21 protein-coding genes and 1 pseudogene are annotated in these 19,394 nt (G+C 62.3%); 8 read left to right on the top strand and 14 right to left on the bottom strand.

Going from position 1 to position 19,394, the window contains the following annotated elements:
• On the bottom strand, nt 1–159 hold a 159-nt coding region (locus M3I54_RS18000; protein ID WP_254338201.1), incomplete at its 3' end, for a transposase.
• Between the two features lie 272 nt (nt 160–431).
• Nucleotides 432–842 carry a pyridoxal-phosphate dependent enzyme gene (locus M3I54_RS17995; protein ID WP_254338185.1) on the bottom strand — a complete coding sequence of 137 codons (411 nt, stop codon included), beginning with the start codon at nt 840–842 and terminating at the stop codon, nt 432–434.
• A gap of 281 nt (nt 843–1,123) precedes the next feature.
• Here M3I54_RS17995 and M3I54_RS17990 point away from each other — a divergent pair, with 281 nt between their 5' ends.
• Nucleotides 1,124–2,062 carry a VOC family protein gene (locus tag M3I54_RS17990; RefSeq protein WP_254338183.1) on the top strand — a complete coding sequence of 313 codons (939 nt, stop codon included), beginning with the start codon at nt 1,124–1,126 and terminating at the stop codon, nt 2,060–2,062.
• A 767-nt stretch (nt 2,063–2,829) separates the two neighbouring features.
• Here the strand turns inward: M3I54_RS17990 and M3I54_RS17980 are convergent.
• Nucleotides 2,830–3,252, bottom strand: a pseudogene (locus tag M3I54_RS17980) (helix-turn-helix domain-containing protein); the annotation flags it as partial.
• 246 nt (nt 3,253–3,498) lie between these two features.
• On the opposite strand from M3I54_RS17980, the gene M3I54_RS17975 reads away from it, so the two are divergent.
• From M3I54_RS17975 to M3I54_RS17960, 4 genes are all read left to right on the top strand, one after another.
• Nucleotides 3,499–4,065 (top strand): alpha/beta fold hydrolase, encoded by a 567-nt coding sequence (locus tag M3I54_RS17975; RefSeq protein WP_254338179.1) that lies wholly within the window; start codon nt 3,499–3,501, stop codon nt 4,063–4,065.
• Nucleotides 4,066–4,220: 155 nt separating this feature from the next.
• The gene (locus tag M3I54_RS17970; RefSeq protein WP_017234408.1) at nt 4,221–4,496 is read left to right on the top strand and encodes a metal/formaldehyde-sensitive transcriptional repressor; all 276 of its coding nucleotides are present in this window, start codon (nt 4,221–4,223) and stop codon (nt 4,494–4,496) included.
• A 7-nt stretch (nt 4,497–4,503) separates the two neighbouring features.
• Nucleotides 4,504–5,487, top strand: a complete 984-nt coding sequence (dmeF, locus tag M3I54_RS17965; RefSeq protein WP_302059000.1) for a CDF family Co(II)/Ni(II) efflux transporter DmeF — start codon at nt 4,504–4,506, stop codon at nt 5,485–5,487.
• A gap of 3 nt (nt 5,488–5,490) precedes the next feature.
• Nucleotides 5,491–5,685 carry a DUF1289 domain-containing protein gene (locus M3I54_RS17960; RefSeq protein WP_254338177.1) on the top strand — a complete coding sequence of 65 codons (195 nt, stop codon included), beginning with the start codon at nt 5,491–5,493 and terminating at the stop codon, nt 5,683–5,685.
• Between the two features lie 407 nt (nt 5,686–6,092).
• On the opposite strand, the gene M3I54_RS17955 is transcribed toward M3I54_RS17960, so the two are convergent.
• Together M3I54_RS17955 and M3I54_RS17950 are read right to left on the bottom strand one after the other, a co-directional pair.
• Entirely contained in the window at nt 6,093–6,770 is a 678-nt protein-coding gene (locus M3I54_RS17955; RefSeq protein WP_254338175.1) for an SOS response-associated peptidase, read from the bottom strand.
• A 117-nt stretch (nt 6,771–6,887) separates the two neighbouring features.
• Complete coding sequence (locus M3I54_RS17950) at nt 6,888–7,664, bottom strand: YCF48-related protein (RefSeq protein ID WP_254338173.1); 777 nt, start codon at nt 7,662–7,664, stop codon at nt 6,888–6,890.
• Nucleotide 7,665: 1 nt separating this feature from the next.
• Here M3I54_RS17950 and M3I54_RS17945 point away from each other — a divergent pair, with 1 nt between their 5' ends.
• Complete coding sequence (locus M3I54_RS17945) at nt 7,666–7,935, top strand: hypothetical protein (protein ID WP_254338171.1); 270 nt, start codon at nt 7,666–7,668, stop codon at nt 7,933–7,935.
• A gap of 15 nt (nt 7,936–7,950) precedes the next feature.
• Nucleotides 7,951–8,739, top strand: a complete 789-nt coding sequence (locus M3I54_RS17940; RefSeq protein ID WP_254338169.1) for a sterol desaturase family protein — start codon at nt 7,951–7,953, stop codon at nt 8,737–8,739.
• 18 nt (nt 8,740–8,757) lie between these two features.
• Here the strand turns inward: M3I54_RS17940 and rhaS are convergent, their stop codons facing one another.
• The 6 genes from rhaS to rhaM all read right to left on the bottom strand — a co-directional run bounded on the left by rhaS (nt 8,758) and on the right by rhaM (nt 14,721).
• The gene (gene rhaS, locus M3I54_RS17935) at nt 8,758–9,765 is read right to left on the bottom strand and encodes a rhamnose ABC transporter substrate-binding protein (RefSeq protein ID WP_254338166.1); all 1,008 of its coding nucleotides are present in this window, start codon (nt 9,763–9,765) and stop codon (nt 8,758–8,760) included.
• 81 nt (nt 9,766–9,846) lie between these two features.
• Nucleotides 9,847–10,866 (bottom strand): ABC transporter permease, encoded by a 1,020-nt coding sequence (locus tag M3I54_RS17930; RefSeq protein ID WP_254338164.1) that lies wholly within the window; start codon nt 10,864–10,866, stop codon nt 9,847–9,849.
• Entirely contained in the window at nt 10,859–11,914 is a 1,056-nt protein-coding gene (locus tag M3I54_RS17925; RefSeq protein ID WP_254338162.1) for an ABC transporter permease, read from the bottom strand. The genes M3I54_RS17930 and M3I54_RS17925 overlap by 8 nt, the downstream gene beginning before the upstream one ends.
• Nucleotides 11,911–13,452 (bottom strand): sugar ABC transporter ATP-binding protein, encoded by a 1,542-nt coding sequence (locus M3I54_RS17920; protein ID WP_375542159.1) that lies wholly within the window; start codon nt 13,450–13,452, stop codon nt 11,911–11,913. The genes M3I54_RS17925 and M3I54_RS17920 overlap by 4 nt, the downstream gene beginning before the upstream one ends.
• Nucleotides 13,453–13,480: 28 nt before the next feature.
• Entirely contained in the window at nt 13,481–14,386 is a 906-nt protein-coding gene (locus M3I54_RS17915) for an amidohydrolase (RefSeq protein ID WP_254338158.1), read from the bottom strand.
• Between the two features lie 20 nt (nt 14,387–14,406).
• A complete protein-coding gene (gene rhaM / locus M3I54_RS17910; RefSeq protein WP_254338156.1) occupies nt 14,407–14,721 on the bottom strand; it encodes an L-rhamnose mutarotase in 315 nt (104 codons plus the stop codon).
• 211 nt (nt 14,722–14,932) lie between these two features.
• Here rhaM and M3I54_RS17905 point away from each other — a divergent pair, with 211 nt between their 5' ends.
• Nucleotides 14,933–15,925 carry a LysR family transcriptional regulator gene (locus M3I54_RS17905; RefSeq protein WP_254338154.1) on the top strand — a complete coding sequence of 331 codons (993 nt, stop codon included), beginning with the start codon at nt 14,933–14,935 and terminating at the stop codon, nt 15,923–15,925.
• A 17-nt stretch (nt 15,926–15,942) separates the two neighbouring features.
• Here the strand turns inward: M3I54_RS17905 and M3I54_RS17900 are convergent, their stop codons facing one another.
• The 3 genes from M3I54_RS17900 to M3I54_RS17890 are packed head-to-tail and all read right to left on the bottom strand — an operon-like array spanning nt 15,943 to nt 19,328.
• On the bottom strand, nt 15,943–16,725 hold the full coding sequence (locus M3I54_RS17900; protein ID WP_254338152.1) for an SDR family NAD(P)-dependent oxidoreductase: 783 nt from the start codon (nt 16,723–16,725) through the stop codon (nt 15,943–15,945).
• Nucleotides 16,726–16,778: 53 nt separating this feature from the next.
• Entirely contained in the window at nt 16,779–17,957 is a 1,179-nt protein-coding gene (rhmD, locus tag M3I54_RS17895; protein ID WP_254338150.1) for an L-rhamnonate dehydratase, read from the bottom strand.
• Nucleotides 17,958–17,981: 24 nt separating this feature from the next.
• Nucleotides 17,982–19,328, bottom strand: a complete 1,347-nt coding sequence (locus tag M3I54_RS17890; RefSeq protein ID WP_254338148.1) for an MFS transporter — start codon at nt 19,326–19,328, stop codon at nt 17,982–17,984.
• Between the last annotated feature and the right edge of the window lie 66 nt (nt 19,329–19,394).

Below are 19,394 nucleotides of genomic sequence, written 5' to 3'. Positions count from 1 at the left end.
GCGCCACGCAAACACCTGGTTCGCATTCACCTGATGACGTCGGGCTACCCCGGAGACGGTGGCTCCGGGTTCGAAGGTCTCACGCACAATCGCCAGTTTCTCTTCAACTGAGCGGCGTCGGCGTTGCTCCGGCTGCGTCAGAACCTCAACGGGTTCCATGTTGTTAGTTGTAGGCTTAAACATAGGCGGAAGACTACCTCATAGTTTAAGCGTTACCCAGTGTCCGGTTTTCGCGGGGGCCGGCCCACCCGGCGTGCAGTGCGCCTTTAGCCGACATTGCTGGCAATTCGAACTCCAATACTTACTGATCTTCAGGCCGCGCTCAACGCTCGGGAATCGCCAGATGTTTAGTTGACCTGCCCAGGCACGCATCTGGTCGATCGTCGACGTGGAACCGCCGCATACGACAACTAGAATTCCTTTGTAGTCGACTAACGCCGGATTCCTGTCGTAGACGTGATGGAGAGGGCTGCGCCGCAAGCCGGCTCAACCAAAATGCGATGATCTGCAAGAAAACGCTCGCAGGCAACGAGTGCGCTGTAGTCCGACACCACGAGGCTACGTACAGGGTGTTCATGTGCACAACGCAATGCCTGCTCACACACTCGCTTGGCGCCGAGTGAAGTGGCAGCGCTAGCAATACGCTCCAGTTCCACTGGATGACCGGCCTCAACGGCGGCATGAAATGAAGCCGCGCCCTCGGTTTCTATGGCTAGCACTGGCACATCATCCCAACGATTTCGCTGCAGCCCTTCTACCACACCGGAAAGCAGACCACCTCCTCCGACCGAAGGCAGTACGACATCCGGTATGACTTGAGCTCGGGCAACTTCTTCGATCATTGATGCATGCCCGTATCAAAGCGGCGGATCGTCGAACGGATGCAGAAAGGCATCCTGTCTATTGTCGGCACGTATGTAAGGGGATCCCCCTACATTGTACGTGCAGACTTCGGTCACTCTGCTCCAGATGCTCTCGGACGTATAGGCGCGGAATTTGCCAAACCCATCAGGCGCATCCCCGGAGAACAATGCCGGCGGTTTCGCGGCAAAAGAGAGACAGAAGACAGCGGCGGCACGGCAGCTCGGCTCTGCACGCGCCTTGCCGGACGTCGCACTGCGGCGTGAAGTTGAAGTTGTTTTGTCCGATCACACCATTGGAAGTCTCTCCAGGCATCGCCGCGAGGATTTTTTCCGAGCGAGGCGGAGCCGGCCCGCTTCATTGCGTCGGCGATGCTGAGAACTCCGCGAAGGGAGCGCAGCCTGGTATCTTCTCGCGCGCGTTGCGCAGGCGGCGGGTGGCCGACGCGCACCGTCGGGCCCGGGCGCGAGAAGCGGTTGAGCTCGACAGCAAGCCCGCATGGTTCGAATATTTTGAACTGCCGCTTCGAGGCAAGCGAATATTCCAGGCGACCTGGGCGTTATGGTTGGGCATGACTCATTTATCCACGACAACCTGCCGGTTCGGCCGGCTCAAGGAGATAACGATGCAATCAACGGACACGCCGACGCCTCCGCGCAAGTTCGCGCATTTTGTCCTGCGCACGTCGCGCTATGACGAGGTGGTCAACTTCTACAAAGCCCTGCTTTCTGTGCATTTAACTTTTTCCAACGATTTCGTGAGTTTTCTCACCTACGACGAGGAACATCACCGGATTGCGGTACTGAACGTTTCGGGGCTTCAGGATCAGCAGCGGGGGATTGCAGGCGTACACCACATCGCGTTCACCCACGATTCGCTGACCGATCTCGTCGCAAACTATGAGCGCGCCAAACTGCAGGGTATCGAGCCTGTCTGGTGCACGAATCACGGGCCGACCACTTCCTTCTACTACCGCGATCCGGACGGCAATCAGCTTGAACTCCAGGTCGAAAATTTCGCCACGGTGGAAGAGTCCATAGAGTTCATGCATTCGCCTGAGTTTGCCGAAAACGCGATTGGCGTGGATTTCGACCCCGAGGAACTGGCCCGCCGCCTCCGTGCCGGAGAGCCGGAAGGGGAACTGAAAAAACGTCCTCACAGTGGCCCACGCGGTTTCGACGCCCAAGTAAAGATCTTTTGATTGCGTTGTCCGAACGGCCTTCGATTTCGATGAATGTCTGTGCCTCACGGGGCTGGTTATCTGACGGAATGCGGCAGTTTCTCTTCATTACGTCATGACTGGCCACCGTCGACGTTTGATCGCAATGGCCGCTATCCATGCGCCAACTCAATCCATTGGAGTTCCCATGAATGCGAAAACTATCGTCGCCCTTTTGGTCGCATGCTCGGCATCGCTGGCTGCGCCTGCTTTCGCAGGCGCCTACGTACCTGCATCCGACTCTCGCTCCGACAGCGGAGCGCCAGCAACGCAAAGCGGTCAAACGATGCCGTCGCCCTACAGCAGCGTGGTTCACAAGAACCATCGCGGCGGCAGCGCATCGGCCAGGTCGCAGTCCGGCAAGCGCGCCCCGGGTGGCGACAGCATCGATCCCATGTATCGCGGAGGTTGATGTGCCGGAGGCAGCACGCGAGAAACCTGGCACGCTGATCAGTTCCCTCGTCGAAGCACGTTACGGCCGGGGCGTGGCGGAGATACAGCAGGACGTACACGCCGTGAACTTTCGCAGGAAATGGTCGATCTTTTTCGGATGGTGACAGGCAGCGCTGCTAGAGATTGTGCGGAGATATTTCGACTCGTCCGGCATCGCGTTCGAAGTTTCGGTTAGCTTGCATCCCGCTGAACGGTTCTTCGTCTTCATGCTGCCGAGGCGCTCTCCGGCTGAAAGGCCGCCGCGTTGTTGCGGCCGAGTAAGGTCAGGCGCAGCCGGTGAAACGCCGGGGCAATATTCACCGGGTTGAGATGTGTCCGATCTCGTCGAGCATCGGCTCTGACCATGCGAACGATGCCTTCATCTGCTCGACTTCTTGCGTCGGCGCGCGTCCGAACAAACGCTTGAATTCGCGGCTGAATTGCGAGGGGCTCTCGTAGCCGACTCTTGCGGCGGCTGCGGCCGCCGTCACCCCGCTTCGAATCATCAGCAGACGCGCCTGGTGCAGCCGCGTGGACTTGAGGTATTGAATCGGCGTTGTATTCGTTACGGCCTTGAAATGGCGGTGAAACGTCGGGACACTCATGCCGCATTCATTGCCCAGCGTATCGACGTTGACACGCTGAGCGTAGTCTGCATGAATGCGGCGCAACGCCCGCGCTATTTGCGAGAAGTGCCCGGTAGTGGCAAGCGACCGGTGAACGGCGGATTCGGAGCGGCCTCTCGCCTTCTCCTTAACATGCGCGGCCGGGACGATCGTCACGTTCAGCCATGGGGCGCTGGCCGGCCATCAGACGCCATTCGCCTGCGCGGGAGATCGGACACCTGAGCGACCGCATCATCCGAAATCCCGCCGTTGGCGCACGAGGACGAAATCAGGATCTGACCGAATTCGGCCTTCCAGCCGTTTCGCAGTGATACCGCCGATCAGGATATTGAAAGCAGACAACTCGCCTCTCAAAACCACATGAAAACGTCCATATTGGCCGTTCTGTTGTGCCGGTCTACGGCAATTGCACACGCCGCGGGAATAAAGTTCGCGCAGATTCCGGCTGATGCCGGCGGTCCGGCGTTAAAAGCGATAGTGTGGACGCCGTGTGCTGAGCCTGCCCAGGAGGTGCCGATCGGTCCATATGTCCTGAAGGGGCGGCGCGACTGTCCGACCGCTGGCGAAAAGCTTCCCCTCGTTGTCATTTCGCACGGCTATGGCGGACCGTACCTTGGCCACCGAGACCTTGCCGAGACGCTTGCCGAGGCGGGCTTTGTCGTGGCGGCAATCAATCATCCAGGCGATACATTCTCTGACATGACTCGGGCCGACGATATGTCTGTGTTCGTCGAGCGACCGACCGACATCAAGCGTCTTATCGATTACATATTGAGCACCGCCCCCGACGCAGCCAGAATCGACCCGCAACGGATAGGCTTTTTTGGCTTTTCGCGCGGCGGCTACACGGGCCTGGTGTTGGCCGGCGGTAACCCGCGAGCACTGCGACGTAGACATCCGAACGTCTCCTCAGCACCGCCAAACTGACACTCCATTCGAACGCACCCCACTCGGCAGGTTGAAACTTTCTGGCGCGAAGCGCCGCGCTGGCAACGCTCTCTTTGAACCTCGTTCGATAGAAACGTATACCCCCGTACCCTATATGAAGTAAGATAGCCCCCTACACTATTTAAGGGCTAGCCGTGAGCCATACGATTCGCGAAAAACAGAAGCTGCTCAACCGGGTTCGCCGCATCAAGGGCCAGGTCGAGGCCATTGAGCGCGCACTTGAAGAAGAGCGCGGATGCATGGATGTGCTCCAGCTCATCACCAGTAGCCGTGGCGCGATGAACGGGCTGCTCGCGGTGGTTCTCGAAGACCACATCCGCACGCATCTCGTCGACGCAGAACCGCACGACGACGAGCACGGCAGCGGCACCGAGCAACTGATCGAAGTGGTGCACAGCTACTTCAAGTGAGAGAAATATGAGCAATTTCGAGGACACCGCTTTCGGGGCGGGACACGATCACATTTTTCTGGGCGCAGCCCACGAAGACAACGAGCGCAGAACCTGGATGGTGATTGCGCTGTGCAGTGCGATGATGGTGGCTGAAATTGTCGGCGGGAGTCTCTTTGGCTCGCTGGCACTCGTCGCCGACGGTCTGCACATGTCGACACACGCTGGAGCGATGCTCATCGCCGCTTTGGCTTATACGTACGCCCGCAAGCATGCTGGCGATACCCGCTTCGTATTTGGCACCGGCAAGCTGGGAGATCTCGCGGGCTTTACCAGCGCCATCGTACTCGCGATGATCGCGCTGCTGATCGCGTACGAAGCTGTTTCGCGTTTTCTCTCGCCCGTGCCCATCCACTTTGGTCAGGCGATCCCGATCGCCGTGCTCGGACTGCTGGTCAATCTTGCGAGCGTCTGGCTGCTGAGCGGCGATCACCACGGCCACAGCCATGGGCATAGCCACGGGCACGGGCACGGTCACGAGGACGAACACGGTCACGACGATGCGCAGACAGCCGCGAACCGTGACCACAACATCCGCTCGGCCTACATACACGTCATTGCCGACGCTGCGGTTTCCGTGCTGGCTATCATCGGTCTGCTGCTCGCCCGTGCATTTGGCTGGGTCTGGATGGACCCGCTCGCGGGTGTAATCGGCGCACTCGTGATTGCAAACTGGTCGTGGGGCTTGATGCGCGACACGGGCAGCATTCTGCTCGACATGAATCCCGACAGGCGGATGGCCGAGAACGTCCGTCATGTCATCGAAGACAACGGCGACACCGTGCTCGACCTCCATGTCTGGCGCGTCGGTCCTGGGCACATGAGCGCGATCGTTTCGGTGGCCACCGATGAAGCACGGCGCAACCCTGGCTATTACCGCGCCGCACTCAAGCGTTTCAAGGGACTGTCGCATGTGACGGTCGAAGTGAACCCGACCCACGCTGTGGCCTGAGCGATGGCAGTCAAATCGCCATGCATCGATGTCTGTGCGTTCGATGGCAAGACCGGGCTTTGCATCGGCTGCTTTCGGACGCTCGACGAAATCCGCGGCTGGAAGAAGATGACGGACCATCGGCGTCATCAGATACTCAATGAGAAGACCCGGCGACAGGCGAAGGTAGCACACGAGGCGCAGGTCGCTAAACTTTGACACACCGCGAAGGCCGCTGACTCGCGCCTGGCCGAACTATCGCGCTCAAGGCGCCAGTGGGAAGGCGGCACGACCTCTCCGTATTCGCCCATAAGGCCGCGAATTCAGTTGATCTGCGACGTGCGGAACTTGACGAGTTGTTGCCTCAGTCGATGCAAACCGAGGACCGCCTGCACTACCGGTTAGATGCAGAGGTATGGACGCAGCCAAAAGCCACGCGTTTACACGGAACCCAGAACCACCGGCAATATCCATGACACTGCACTCGCGCCCGCCTTTTTGGCACAGGTTATGTCCATGGGTCGATACATGCGAAACCAGACGCGTTCGCGCGCGAACACGATGAGTTGGCCGGCAATCCAGGATGCGTCGCGGCTCGGCGTATGCTTCTCCGTCGAATGCGAGTACTACTCGCCCTTCGCCTCGACACCCTTCGGCTTCGCCTTAGATACGCGTGGCGGCGCTTGGCACGGCTCGGCATGCATTGCGCTGTCCGGAAAGAGGTTGAGAAACGAGCGAGCCTCATCGGTTGACCGGGAAGAGAGCCAATCAGAGTACTCGTCTGGCGGAACAATCACGACCGAACGCTTTTCGTCCCCCGGTTTGTGGAAACGGCTCATGAGCGGGTGCTCGGCCGCGTTAACTGTCAGCATCGTGAACGACCACACCCTGCCCGCTGGCTCGTCCCATTCCCTCCAAAGTCCAGCAATTGCGAACGGTGAGCCGTCTGCCATGCCTATCCTCCAGCGCTCGGCCTTGCCGCTCTCATAGTTCGGCTCGTAGAAGGCCTCACACGGGATCAACGCGAGCTGCTGCTTCCTCCATGCCCCGTTGAAGCTACGACGCTCTCCGACCGTCTCCGTCCGTGCGTTCATCGTATCGAAGGCCCTTACGCCATCGGGAATGTGCTTGCGCGGGATGATCCCAAATGTGGCGAGGTCTGCGCACAGCTCACCGTCGACTCGGCGAATGATCGGAGCCGGATAATCCTTGTACACTTCTTCTTGCCAAGGACTATCCGGCGGTTCCACACCGAAGTGCCGAAAGAGATGATCACGCCGCGCTGCCGCATAATTTGTGCACATGCGGTATCTCCAATTGATAGGCCTACCCCATGATAGCCAATTCGATGCGTGCTGTTTACGATGCTGTGAGTTCGATGCGAAGCCGTACCTCAGCGACTAGTCATGCAAAGCCCGTCTTCATCGCCCGACCACACCTTCCTTCGAAAACAGAACGGGTATCCCCTTCCCGTTGATCACGACAGCCGTCAACGCAGCACGGTCGGTGCGTTGGGTCGCGGCGAAGTCCGGCGCACCACTGCGGGTCTTAAGCACAAAGCCGTCGAGCCCTACCCCCACTACACCGTCACGCGTGGCAACCAGATCGGTGACTGAACCGCTTGCGTGTGAATCCACATGCGACCAGGATTCACCCTCGTCGGCGCTACCGTACATATTGCCGAGCAATCCGCCCACGAAGATGCGACCGTCGGGCCGCGCAGCTCCCGCCCACAGCGATCCCTTGCCTCCCGTCTCCAACCACTTCCAGCTCGCGCCGCCGTCCCTGGACCGCAAAACCGAGCCCTGCTCCGCAGTGACATAGATGATCTTCGAGTGATCGGTAAAGATACGATACAAATTGCGGTCCCCACGACTGCCGCCCACAGGCTTCGGTACCGCAACGCGCGTCCAGGTGTTGCCGCCGTCATGCGTGACGAGCAACAGCGACCACAGGCCAACGGCAAAGCCATCGCTCGCATTAAGGAAACCGATCGAGAAAAGCGGTTGATCCGTCGACGTATCCACACGCTGCAACTTCCACGTCTCGCCTCCGTCCTGTGGGGCGACAATCGCCCCCCAATGCCCGGCTGCCCATCCATGCCGGGCGTCCGAGAATGTCACCGCGGTTAGGGTAGAACTCACCGGTACCTTGCTGGCCTGGCGGAATGACCGGCCATCATCGTCGGAAAGCAGCACGATGCCGTGCTCTCCCACCGCCACGATGCGTGACCCGGTCGAGGGCGCTGGCGACTGCGAGCTTAAGTCGACGGGAGGAGGTGTCGCCTACCTGCATTACCGGGGCGACGCCGAACACGCCGATCGCGGACAAATCTCCATCGAAGGCGGCGCGGGTGACTTTGCCGGCATCTCAGGCAGCGTCGCGGTAGAGGCCAGCGTCAACCCGACCAAGGTGGGAAAGGCTGTATTCCTGATGGAAGACCAGCGGGACAGCGCCAGGCAGCCCTGAGCAAGGAGATAGAACATGAACGTCGCGATCGTTTTCGGCCTGATGTTCTGCCTGCTCGCGCTCGACCTGTCAACCGGACAATTCCGCAACCCGCAAGCGTCGAGCAAGCGTGAACTCAGCATCAACATGTTGAGCCAGATTCTCACGTCTTCCGTCCGGGCGCTGTTGCTTGTGGCGCTCGCCTGGCCGATCGCCCGGTTCCTGTCGCAGCGGAAAGGTGTGCTGGCTCACGTATCAGTCTGGTTGATGTTCTTCGTCATTCTCATGATCGACGACTACCTCAACTACTGGCTACATCGCATGGCGCATCAGTGGCCGCTCCTGTGGCGCCTGCACAAACCCCATCACACGCCAACCTACCTCAATGTCCTGATGGCCGGGCGCGAAAATACGTTCTACTATTTTCTTGTTCCGGCCTTATGGATGGCGCCGATATTGATCTACCTTGGCGCCGGCACTGCCTCCGCACTGGTATTCGGATTCAAGGGGGTCGTCACGCCTCTCCAGCACACGGGATATCGTTGGGACCTCTGGCTGCGCCGTTATCGTGCCGGCCGGCTGCTCGATATCGTGGAAAAAGTCGTGGTGCTGCAGGACTTTCATCACGCTCATCACGGCATTGGCCGCTATGGCAACGCATCCTCGAATTACGGCAATATTCTCTGCATCTGGGACGTTCTGCATGGCACGACAGTACAGAGGCAGCCGCAGCGACAGGACGCCTGGCCTGGACGGGTAGCGGGCCGACGAATGGTCAATAGCAAACGACCCGGCAAAACCGGGTCGTTTAGCACGCCACGTTAGTCAAACAAGCAACGTGAATCAGAAATTGAAGTTATCGATATTCGAAGCATCGAAAGTCGTGGGCGGCCCAAGAATCACCTCACCGCTCTTGCCGATCGTGCGCTTACCCAGCTTGCCCGCGTCAAACGACTCGCCTTCCTTGCCCGTGATCGTGCCTGAAGCAAGATTGGCTGCCGCATACGCGGCGAGATAGCCGAGTGCACCCGGATCCCAAAGCTGGAACGCCTTCACGGTGCCGTTCTTCACGAACGCGCGCATCTGGTTCGGTGTACCGAGGCCCGTCACCGCCACCTTGCCCTTGCTCGGCGACGAAGAGATATAACGTGCCGCCGCCGCGATGCCAACCGACGTGGGCGCAACGATTGCCTTCAGGTTCGGATACGCCTGCAGCAAGCCTTGCGTCTCGACGAAGGACTTCTGGTCGTCGTCGTTGCCGTAGGCGATCTTCACGAGCTTCATCTTCGAATACTCGGGCTTCTTCAGCTCTTCCTGCATCCACTTGATCCAGGTATTCTGGTTCGTCGCGTTGGGCGTGGCCGAAAGAATCGCGAATTCGCCCTCGCCGCCCATCAGCTTCGAAACGAGCTGGATCTGGCCGCGGCCAATGCTCTCCGCGTTCGCCTGGTTCACGAAGATCTGCCGCCCTTCGGGCGCCGTGTCCGAGTCGAACGTGACGACCTTGATGCCTTGATCCATCGCGCGCTTCAAATACGGCACAAGCGCATTTGCATCATTGGCCGCGATGACGATCGCTTCCTGATGCTGCGTGGTGAGCGTATTGATGTACGAGACCTGCGAGGACGCGCCCGCGTCCGACGGTCCGACCACCTTGCCGTCGCCCTTGAACTCCTTGATCGCGTCCATGCCGCCGTTATCGGCGATCACCTCGTAGGGATTGTTGATCTGCTTGGGCACGAACGCGATCTTCAACCCCTCCTTGATGCCGGCCGCATGCGCCGCGACACCGCCTCCGACTAGCATCGCGCACAGCAAGGCCGTGCACACGTGACGTACTGGCTTTCTCATGAATCGTCTCCTCGATGGGTACCGGACGCGTCCGGTTGATTGACTGCCTCTTTACTTCCTAGCCCTTTTTTCACACCACGTTCACACAGCCCGCGCAAGCGCGCGCCGGTCGCGCATCGTGCGCCAGCGCGCCGCGAGATTCGGAATCAGCACCGAAGCCAGAAGTAGCGCCCCGGTCACGATCGTGAGCGTTTCGCTCGACACATCGACGAGCGTGAGCGCATTCTTCAGCACACCTACGATCAGGAGCGAGAGCAGCACGCCATACATCGACCCACGCCCGCCGAAAATACTCACACCGCCAAACAGCACCGCCGCGATCACCGAAAGCTCGAAGCCCTCGCCGTTGTCGCCGCGCGCGCTCGTGAAGCGCAGCGTATAGACAATGCCCGCGAGCGCGCTCATTACGCCCGAGAGCACGAAGAGGCGCAGCTTGATCTTCGGCACGTCGATGCCAGAGAACGAGGCGGCCGTGCTGTTCGCACCGATCGCGAAGAGGCTGCGGCCGAAAGCCGTGGCCTGCAGGCATATCGTGAACACGATGGCGCACGCCGCGACGATCAGGAACGGCAACGGGATAAACGTGCTGCCCAGGTTGCTCATGCCAAAGAGCGTATAAGCCGGCGGGAAGTCGGCAATCGCCTGGTCGCCGAGCAACACGTAAGCCAACCCGCGAAAGAGCGCGAGCGTGCCGATCGTCACCGCGAGCGAAGGCAGATTGAGCTTCACGATCACGAGCCCGTTGAAGAGGCCCGCGAGGCCGCCCGCCACCAGCACGAGCGCCATGGCAACCGGCATCGGCAAACCCATGTGCCAGAGCACGCCCAGCAAGGCGCTCGATGCGCCGAGCACCGAGGCCACCGAAAGATCGATCTCGGCGGCGACGATGATGAGCGTCATCGGCAATGCCATGAGCGCGACTTCGCTGAGGTCCGCAAGCACGTTGCTGATGTTCGCGCCCGTTAGGAACACGGACGAGAGCACGCGCCCCCCCACCAGCGATGCAATGAGAATGACAACGAGCAGCGCTTCCCAGCCAAGCGGCAAGCCGGGCTTGCGCGTGCGCAGCGCGGCGTCGGGTTTCGGGGCGTTCTTAGCCATGGTCGCGTTTCCTCATCATGCGTTTTGCCACGGAGCGGGCGAGCAGCGTATCGGCGGCGATGGCGGCCACGATCAGCGCGCCTTGAATCGCCTGTTCCCAGAACGGCGAGACGTGCAGTACCACGAGCGCGATGCTGATCACGCCCAGCACGAGCGCACCGAGCGTCGCGCCGAGGATCGTGCCCACGCCGCCCGTGATCGCCACGCTGCCGACCACGGCGGCCGCGACCACCTGCAGTTCGATGCCCTTCGCGGTGCTCGCATCCACGGTGCCGAAGCGGGCAAGCCACAGCGCGCCCGCAAGGCCCGCAATCGCGCCGCTGATCAAAAAGCCCGTCGCTACGCGGCGCTCTACGTTGATGCCGGCAAGGCGCGCCGCTTCCGGGTTCGAGCCGATCGCGTAGTACTCGCGGCCCGGCCGGAACTGCTTGAGATACACGGAGAGCGCTGCAAGCAGCACGAGCGCGATGAGCGCCAGCACCGGAATGCCGAGCACCGAGCCTGTGGCGAGCCGCGAAAACGCGTCGGGCAAGCTCGTTGCGTTGATCTGGCCGCCATGTACCCACGCGTAATCGGCCCCACGGAAGATGTAGAGCGTCGAGAGCGTCGCGACGAGCGACGGCACGCGTCCCACGGCCACGAGCAGCGCATTGATTGCGCCCGCAACGAGTCCGATGACGAGCCCCGCGACTAGCGCGACGAGCACAGGCATGTGCGGGAACGCCACGTAGAGACTGCCCACGCCATAGGCGCTAATGCCGACCGTCGAACCGATCGAGAGATCGATATGGCGCATCAAGATCACGATCGTCATGCCCGCCGTGAGCAAGCTCACGATGGAGACGTTGAGCAGCACGTCGCGCAGATTCTGCAGGTTGAGGAATTGCGGCCGCGCGAGCGCCGTGCCGCCCACGATCAGCAGCAGGACCACGAAAAGCGTGGTCTCGCGACTGCGCGCCAGCGCTTCGGCCAACGCACCCGCGTTGCGCCGCTGCGAGCGCGGTTCGCCGCCGTGCAGGGGATGAGGAGAAGTGGAATGGCGCATCATGCGGCGTGCCCCAGATGAATGTTGGTTTCGCCGAGCGCGGCGCTCATGATGCGCTCTTCGTTGGCGTCGGCACGTGCGATGTCGGCGGTAATACGGCCTTCGTGCATGACGAGCACGCGGTCAGCCATGCCGAGCACTTCGGGCAGTTCGCTCGAAATCATCAGCACGGCCATGCCCTCTTTCACGAGTTCCGCGAGCGCACCGTAGACTTCGGCCTTCGCGCCCACGTCGATGCCGCGCGTCGGTTCGTCGATGATGAGCACCTTCGGCCCTGTGGCGAGCCATTTGCCGAGCACCACCTTCTGCTGGTTGCCGCCCGAGAGCGTGCCCACGGGTGCGTTCAGATCGCTCGCCTTCAGGCGCAGGCGCTTGCCCCACTGCCCGGCAAGCTGCACTTCGCGCTCCGTGGAGATGAGGCCAAAGCGCACGAGCCGCCCGAGCACCGTGAGCGATGCGTTACGCGCGATGCTCAGTTCGAGCGCGAGACCTTGCTGACGCCGGTCCTCAGGCACGAGCGCGAGCCCCGCCTTCACGGCGGCAGCGGGCATGGCGGGCGCAAGCGGCTTGCCCGCAATCTGAACCTGCCCCGCGTCGCTTGGATCGATGCCGAATATCGCGCGCGCCACTTCGCTGCGCCCCGCGCCCACGAGTCCCGCAAGCGCGACGATCTCGCCCGCGCGCACGTCGAACGAAATGTCCTTGAACACGCCACGGCGCGTAAGGCCGCGCACGCGCAGCATCACTTCACCCGGCCGCACGTCCGCCTTCGGGTAGAACGTGGCGAGGTCGCGCCCCACCATCTTCGCGACGATGTCCTGGGTCTTGAGCGTGGCCGTGGGCGCATCGAACACCTTGGCGCCGTCGCGCATGATCGTCACGTGCTGCGTGAGCGCGAAGACTTCTTCGAGCCGGTGCGTGATGAAGAGAATCGCCACGCCCCGGTCGCGCAGCGTGCGCGCGATCGTAAAGAGCCGCTCGACCTCGGGCAGCGAGAGTGCGGCCGTGGGCTCGTCCATGATGAGCACGTTCGCGTTGAGCGACAGCGCCTTCGCAATTTCGATCACCTGCTGGTCCGCAATCGAAAGTCCGCGCACGAGCCGTTCGGGCTTCAGTTCAACGCCGAGCGATTCGAGCAGCGCCGCAACCTCGCGATGCATCGTGTCGTAGTCGATGCGGCCCACGCGATCCACGGGCTGCCGCCCCATGTAGATGTTCTCCGCAATCGAAAGATCGAAGAACAGTGTGAGTTCCTGATAAATCACTGCGATACCGGCGTCGCGCGCCTGGGCGGGCGTCGCGAACGCGCGCTCCACGCCGTCGATGCGCATTTCACCGCCATCGGGCTGGTGCACGCCCGCGAGGATCTTCACGAGCGTCGACTTGCCCGCGCCGTTTTCGCCGAGCAGCGCGTGCACCTCGCCGGGCATGAGCCTCAAGCTGCCGTCGATGAGCGCGCGCACGCGCCCGAACGACTTGCTCGCGTTACGCAATTCGAGCCGCGGAGTGTCGTCGGCCCTGATTTTCGCTTCTGCTTCCACGCCTGTCTCCATGTCGTTGCGCGCACACTCAAATGCGATAGATACGTTCGGCGTTGCCGCGAAATAGTGCCGTGTGTTCGCTCTCGCTCGCGCCGCTCACGATCGACGCATACGCATGCCAAAGCTTCGAATAGCCGCCGAACAGGCGGTCGACCGGAAAGTTCGAGGCGAACATCGCGCGATCCGCGCCGAATGCGTCAATCGTTTCCAGGACATAAGGGCGCAGGCTTTCGACGCTCCACGCGTGGTCGAACATCGCCAGTCCGCTGATTTTCACGGCCACGTTCGGGCATGCCGCAAGCAAGCGCAGGCCTTCGCGCCACGCGCGGTAGCCCGCCACGCTATTTCGGTCGACGAACATGCCCGCGTGGTTGATCACGAACTGAATGCCGGGATGCGCACGCGCGAGTGCGGCGGCCTCTTCCATCTGCGAGGGATAAAGCTGCAGGTCGAACGAAAGCCCGTGCCTCTCCAGCAGCGCGAACTTTTCGCGCCACGTTGCCTCGCGCATGTAGTGCCGCCCCACGTAGTCGTAGAGCGTGTTCTCGTGAACGTTGAGAATCTGGCGAATGCCGCGCGTACGCGCAAAAGCCGCATGCGCCTCCAGCACCGCCGCGGCATTCGGCGCGCTCAGGTCGCAGGCCGCGACGATGGCCTCCGGAAATGCGCGCGCCACGCCCGCGTTCGCCGCATTGTCCGCAATCGACTCGAGCCAGCGCGTTTCTTCCACCGGATCGTCCGGATCGTGATTCGCTTCGACGTGCACGACCTTGAGCACGTCGATGTCGCCGGCCTCCCGCAACAAGTCGGCGGGCAGATAGTTATGCTTGAGTTCGCGCGCATCACCTACGAATGACGTGCCCGGATTCGCGAGCCACGGGTAATGATGCGTATCGAGGTTCCAGAAGTGGACGTGCGGATCGACGACCTGCATGGCATGTTCCTCGCGTGTGCTCAAGGCAAATGAAAGACCTGCACGAGCGGCTGTTGCAGCGGCACGTTGTGCGCATCCGCCTGCATGATGTCGGCCATGTAATCCCACCATTTGCGCATGACGGGCAACTCGGGCAGCGCGTTCATGGTGTGATCGTCGCGGCGTTCGAGCACGGCAAAGAGGTGGTTCGTCGCTTCGTCGAGAAAGATGCGGTAGTTTTCCACGCCCGCATCGCGCAGCGCGCTCGCCAGCTCGGGCCAGATTTCGCGGTGACGCCGCTCGTATTCGTCCCGCTTGCCGGGATCGAGCTGCATGCGAAACGCCATTGTCTCCATGATCGTGTCTCCGTCCAGCCTTGTTACGTCGTGCGCTTATGCCGCTTATGTGACCAGGGCCACGCGCGGCCTCGGTATTTGCCCTGGCTTCGCGGCGTGCCCAGCACGCGTTTTTTCGTCGTTAGCTGCGTGGTGATCCGACTATAATTCCCGCATCGATAGCCAACCAATCCGATGTTGGGATCGGGCGATGCACAAACCGGATCGCTCCATGAATCATCACACTTCCGTCGTCGCACTCGTCAACCGGCTCAGATTCAAACACCTTGCCCTGCTCGTCGCGCTCGACGACGCGCGCAACGTTCATCAGGCCGCCGACGCCATCAACGTGGCCCAGCCCAGCGCGAGCCGCATGCTGAGCGACATCGAGGAAGCGTTCGGTTTCCGGCTCTTCGAGCGCAACGCGCGCGGCATGCAGCCCACCGCGCTCGGCGTCGTCACGCTTGCCTACGCGCGCCGCGCACTCGCCGAACTCACGCGCTTTGCCGAAGACCTCGACGTGAAGCGTCGCGGCGGTCACGGCCAGCTCACCGTGGGCGCGATCATGGGCGCCGCGCCCGACTTGCTCGCGCAAGCCGTCGCGACGCTCAAGACCGAACGGCCGCTGCTGCACGTGCGCATCCTCGGCGAAACGAGCGACCAGGTCGTGCAGTTGCTGCATCGCCGCGAAGTCGATCTCGCGCTCGGGCGCCTCACCACACCGCTGCAGCACAACGATTTCAGCTTCGAGCCGATCGCGCGGGAAACGCTCGTGCTCGTGGTACGCGCACGCCATCCGCTTGCGCGGCGCGAACAGGTCACACTCGCGGAACTGATGGACTGGCCGTGGGTGGCGCAGCCCATTACGAGTCCCGCGCGCGAGTTGTTCGAAGGCGAACTCGCGCGCGCCGGTCTCGGCACGCCCGCCAATCTCACCGAGTCGGCCTCGATCTTCGCCACGCTGCAACTGCTCGAAAGCTTCGACGCCGTGGCCATGCTGCCCGAGCCGGTCGTGCGCGACCACGTGCGCGGCAAGCTGCTCGTCGTGCTGCCGCTCGAAATCGGCAAGAGCCTGCCGGGCTACGGCGTGCTCACGCGCAAGAACGAGCCGCTCGCCGAGCCCGCCGAGCATTTCGTCGGCTTGCTGCGGCGCTTTTCGCAGCCCTTCAAGAGGGACGATATCGCTCACGATGGTTCGCACGCGGCCGTGCTCGCTCCTCATTGAAACGCGTGGCCCAGGGCTCACTGCAGATTCACGAATAGCCCGCCGTCCACGAGCAGCGCGGCACCCGTCACATAGCGCGCGCGGTCCGAGGCGAGAAACACCACGCATTCCGCCACGTCCTCGGGCGCGCCCAGCCGCCCGAGCGGAATGCGCTTTTCGAAGTACGCACGCTTCTCTCCGTCGCTCAGGTCTTCGGCGTTCAGGTCGGTGGCGATGGTGCCCGGCATCACCGAATTGCAGCGTATGCCATAGGGCCCAAGCGCAATCGCGCACGACTGCATGAGCGAATGCACGCCGGCCTTGGTGGGCGTGTAGTGCGTCTGCATCCCGCCGCCCACTAACGCGCTGATCGAACTCGTCGCCACGATTGCGCCGCCCGTGCCCTGCTCCTTCATTTGCCGCGCGACGGCCTGGGTCACGTAGAACGCACCGTTCAGGTTCACGCCTATCGTGCGTTCGAGCACCGCGGGCGGCATGTCGAGAAACGAGTGGAACGGGCAAATACCCGCATTGCTTGCGAGCACATCGACCTTGCCGAAGCGCTCCACCGTCTGGCGCACGAGATCCACGCCCGTTTGCGGCGCGGCCACGTTACCTTCCAGCGCGATCGCGCGGCGCCCTAGCCGCTCGATCTCACCCAGCACCTCGTCGATCGCCGAGCGGCGGCCGTACGAGGCGTCGTTGTCGCCCCAGTAGTTGATCGCGACATCGGCGCCCTCGCGAGCGCTCGCAATCGCAATGGCGCGGCCAATACCGCGCGAACCGCCGGTGACGATCACCACCTTGTTCTTGAGCAGCACGTGTTTCTCCTCGTCGCTTTTGATGAGCCTCGATTAGTGCGCGTTCAGTGCGCCTAGTGTGTGTAAGGCCGCGAAAGTTTGCAGTCCGGATTGAGCCGCACGCCAAAGCCCGGCGCGTCCGGCACCTTGAGCCGTCCTTTCACCGGCACCGGCTCGTCGAGCAGCAGCGGTGTGAACATCGGCACCACCTGGTCGGCCTTCGGCGCCATCATGAGAAATTCCGCGAACGGCGAATTATGGCGCGTCACGACGAAGTGGTAGCTGTACACCGAGGAGCCATGCGGCACGACCAGCACGTTGTGGGCGTCGGCGAGCGCCGAGATCTTGATGAGTTCGGTCATGCCGCCACACCAGTTCACATCGGGCTGGATCAGGTCGCAGCAGCCCATTTCCAGCAGCATGCGAAAGCCCCAGCGTGTAGCCTCGTGTTCGCCAGTGGACACCATCATGCCGCGCGGCACATTGCGGCGCAGTTCGGCATAGCCCCAGTAGTCGTCGGGCGGCAGGCATTCCTCGATCCACTTGAGGTCGTACTCGTGCGCAGCCTGGGCGAGGCGCGTCGCATAGCGCACGTCGAGGCTCATCCAGCAGTCGTACATGAGCCAGAAGTCGTCGCCCACGCGCTCGCGCATCGTGGCGAGCAGCTCGATGTTCTTTCTGAGGCCCTCCTCACCTTCGGCCGGACCATGCAGCAGCGGCAGCTTGCCACCGATGAAGCCCATTTCCTTCGCGAGATCGGGGCGCGCGCCGGTGGCATAGAACATCAGCTCGTCGCGCACGGGGCCGCCGAGCAGTTGGTACACGGGTTCCTGGCGGATCTGCCCGAGCAGGTCCCACAGCGCGAGATCGACGCCCGAGATGGTGTTGAGCACGACACCCTTGCGGCCGTAGTAGAGCGTGGCGTAGTACATCTGATCCCACATCTTCTCGATGTCGGTCACGCGCTGCCCTTCGAGAAAGCGCGCGAGATGCTTCTCGACGATGAATGCGCCAATCTCGCCGCCCGTGGTCACGGCAAAACCCACGGTGCCGTCGCTCGCCTCGACTTCCACGACGAGCGTGCCAAGCACGTCGATGCCGAACGAGCGGCGGCTCTGGCGATACTCGGGATAGCGCGCCATGGGCGTGGAAATATGGTCGTCGATCCAGTGGCCGTCGGGTTGATCGTGATAGTCGGCGCCGCCGCCGCGCACGGTAAAGGCTCGCACGTGTTTGATGGTTGGCATGGCCATGTGACGTAGCTCCTGTGTAGTGGATTAACGCGCGCGCCGCACGGGCGGCTCGAACGAGCGAGCCGCCGGCGTAACGGCACGCGGCGCGACGATAAGAATGAGCAGCGCGGCGGCAATGCTCGCAAGGCCGAGCAGTTCGAGGCCCGCCGCGTGGGAAGCAAAATGTCGATCGGCGGCGGCGCGCAGCATCGGGGCGACGAAACCGCCCAGACCGCCGAGCGAATTGATGAGCGCGATGCCGCTGGCCGAGGCCGCGCCCGCAAGATCGCGCGTCGGGAAGGTCCAAAAGAGCGGTTGCGCCGCGATGAAACCGCTCGCCGCGCAACACAGGCCGAGCATCGCGAGGATCGCACCCGCGGTGCCGCCAAGGCCTCCCGCGAGGCCCGAGACGGCGATGCCGACACCCGACATCACGAGCAGGCGCGCAGCCCACACCCGATGACCTCCGAGGCGGTCTGCCCGGCGCGGCACGATCCACGTGAGCGCCACCGCGCACAGCCAGGGCACGGCCGCGAGCAGGCCCACTTTCAGCCCGACGGATGCGCCCACAAGCGAGGCCACCTGTTGCGGCAAAAAAAAGATCACGCCGTACACGCTCATCTGGATCAGCGCATAGATGCCGGCATACGCGAGCACGCGGCGGTCGAACAGCGCGGCGAGCGCATCGCGCGGGCCGTGCGTGGCGGCCTCGCGCGCATCGAGTTGGATCGCGCTGGTAAGCGCGCGGCGCTCGTCGGGAGCCAGCCAGCTTGCGTCCTCGGGCTTGTCGACGAGATACCAGAAGGCCCACACGCCCACGGCAGAAGCCAGCACGCCTTCCACGAGAAAGAGCCACTTCCAGCCCGCCAGCCCGAAGGTGCCGTGCATGTCGATCAGAAGTCCTGACAACGGGCCGCCGAAGATTAACGCAAGCGGCGCGCCGAAATAAAACACGCCGATGGCACGCGCACGCGAGGACTGCGGAAACCACTGCGTGAGGTAATAGATGATGCCGGGGAAGAAACCCGCTTCGGCCACGCCCAGTAAGAATCGCAGCACGTAGAACGAGGTGGGCGACTGCACCCACGCCATTGCCGCGGAAATCAAACCCCACGTGACCATGATGCGGCACATCCAGATCCGCGCGCCCACGCGATGCAGCGCGAGATTGCTTGGCACTTCGAAGAGCGCGTAGCCGACGAAGAACACGCCCGCACCGAACGCGAATGCTGCGTCCGAAAGGCCCGTATCGTGCTGCAGCGCCTTTTGCGCGAAGCCGATGTTCGCGCGGTCGAGAAACGCGAGCACGTACATCAAGAGCAGGAAAGGCAAGAGGCGGCGCATGGCCTTGCGGCCCGCGGCTTCTGCCAATGTGGGTGCCTCGATCGACATCGATGTCTCCTGTCGGCGCTCTTCTATGACTACCGCGCCGTTATCGTGATCCCGCGCGCGTTGTTC

Source organism: Paraburkholderia sp. CNPSo 3274 (genome assembly GCF_024206475.1).
In the GTDB taxonomy this organism is placed as follows: domain Bacteria; phylum Pseudomonadota; class Gammaproteobacteria; order Burkholderiales; family Burkholderiaceae; genus Paraburkholderia.
The sequence above is the reverse complement of the archived record's forward strand: the minus strand, read 5'-3'. Positions and strand labels throughout refer to the sequence as shown.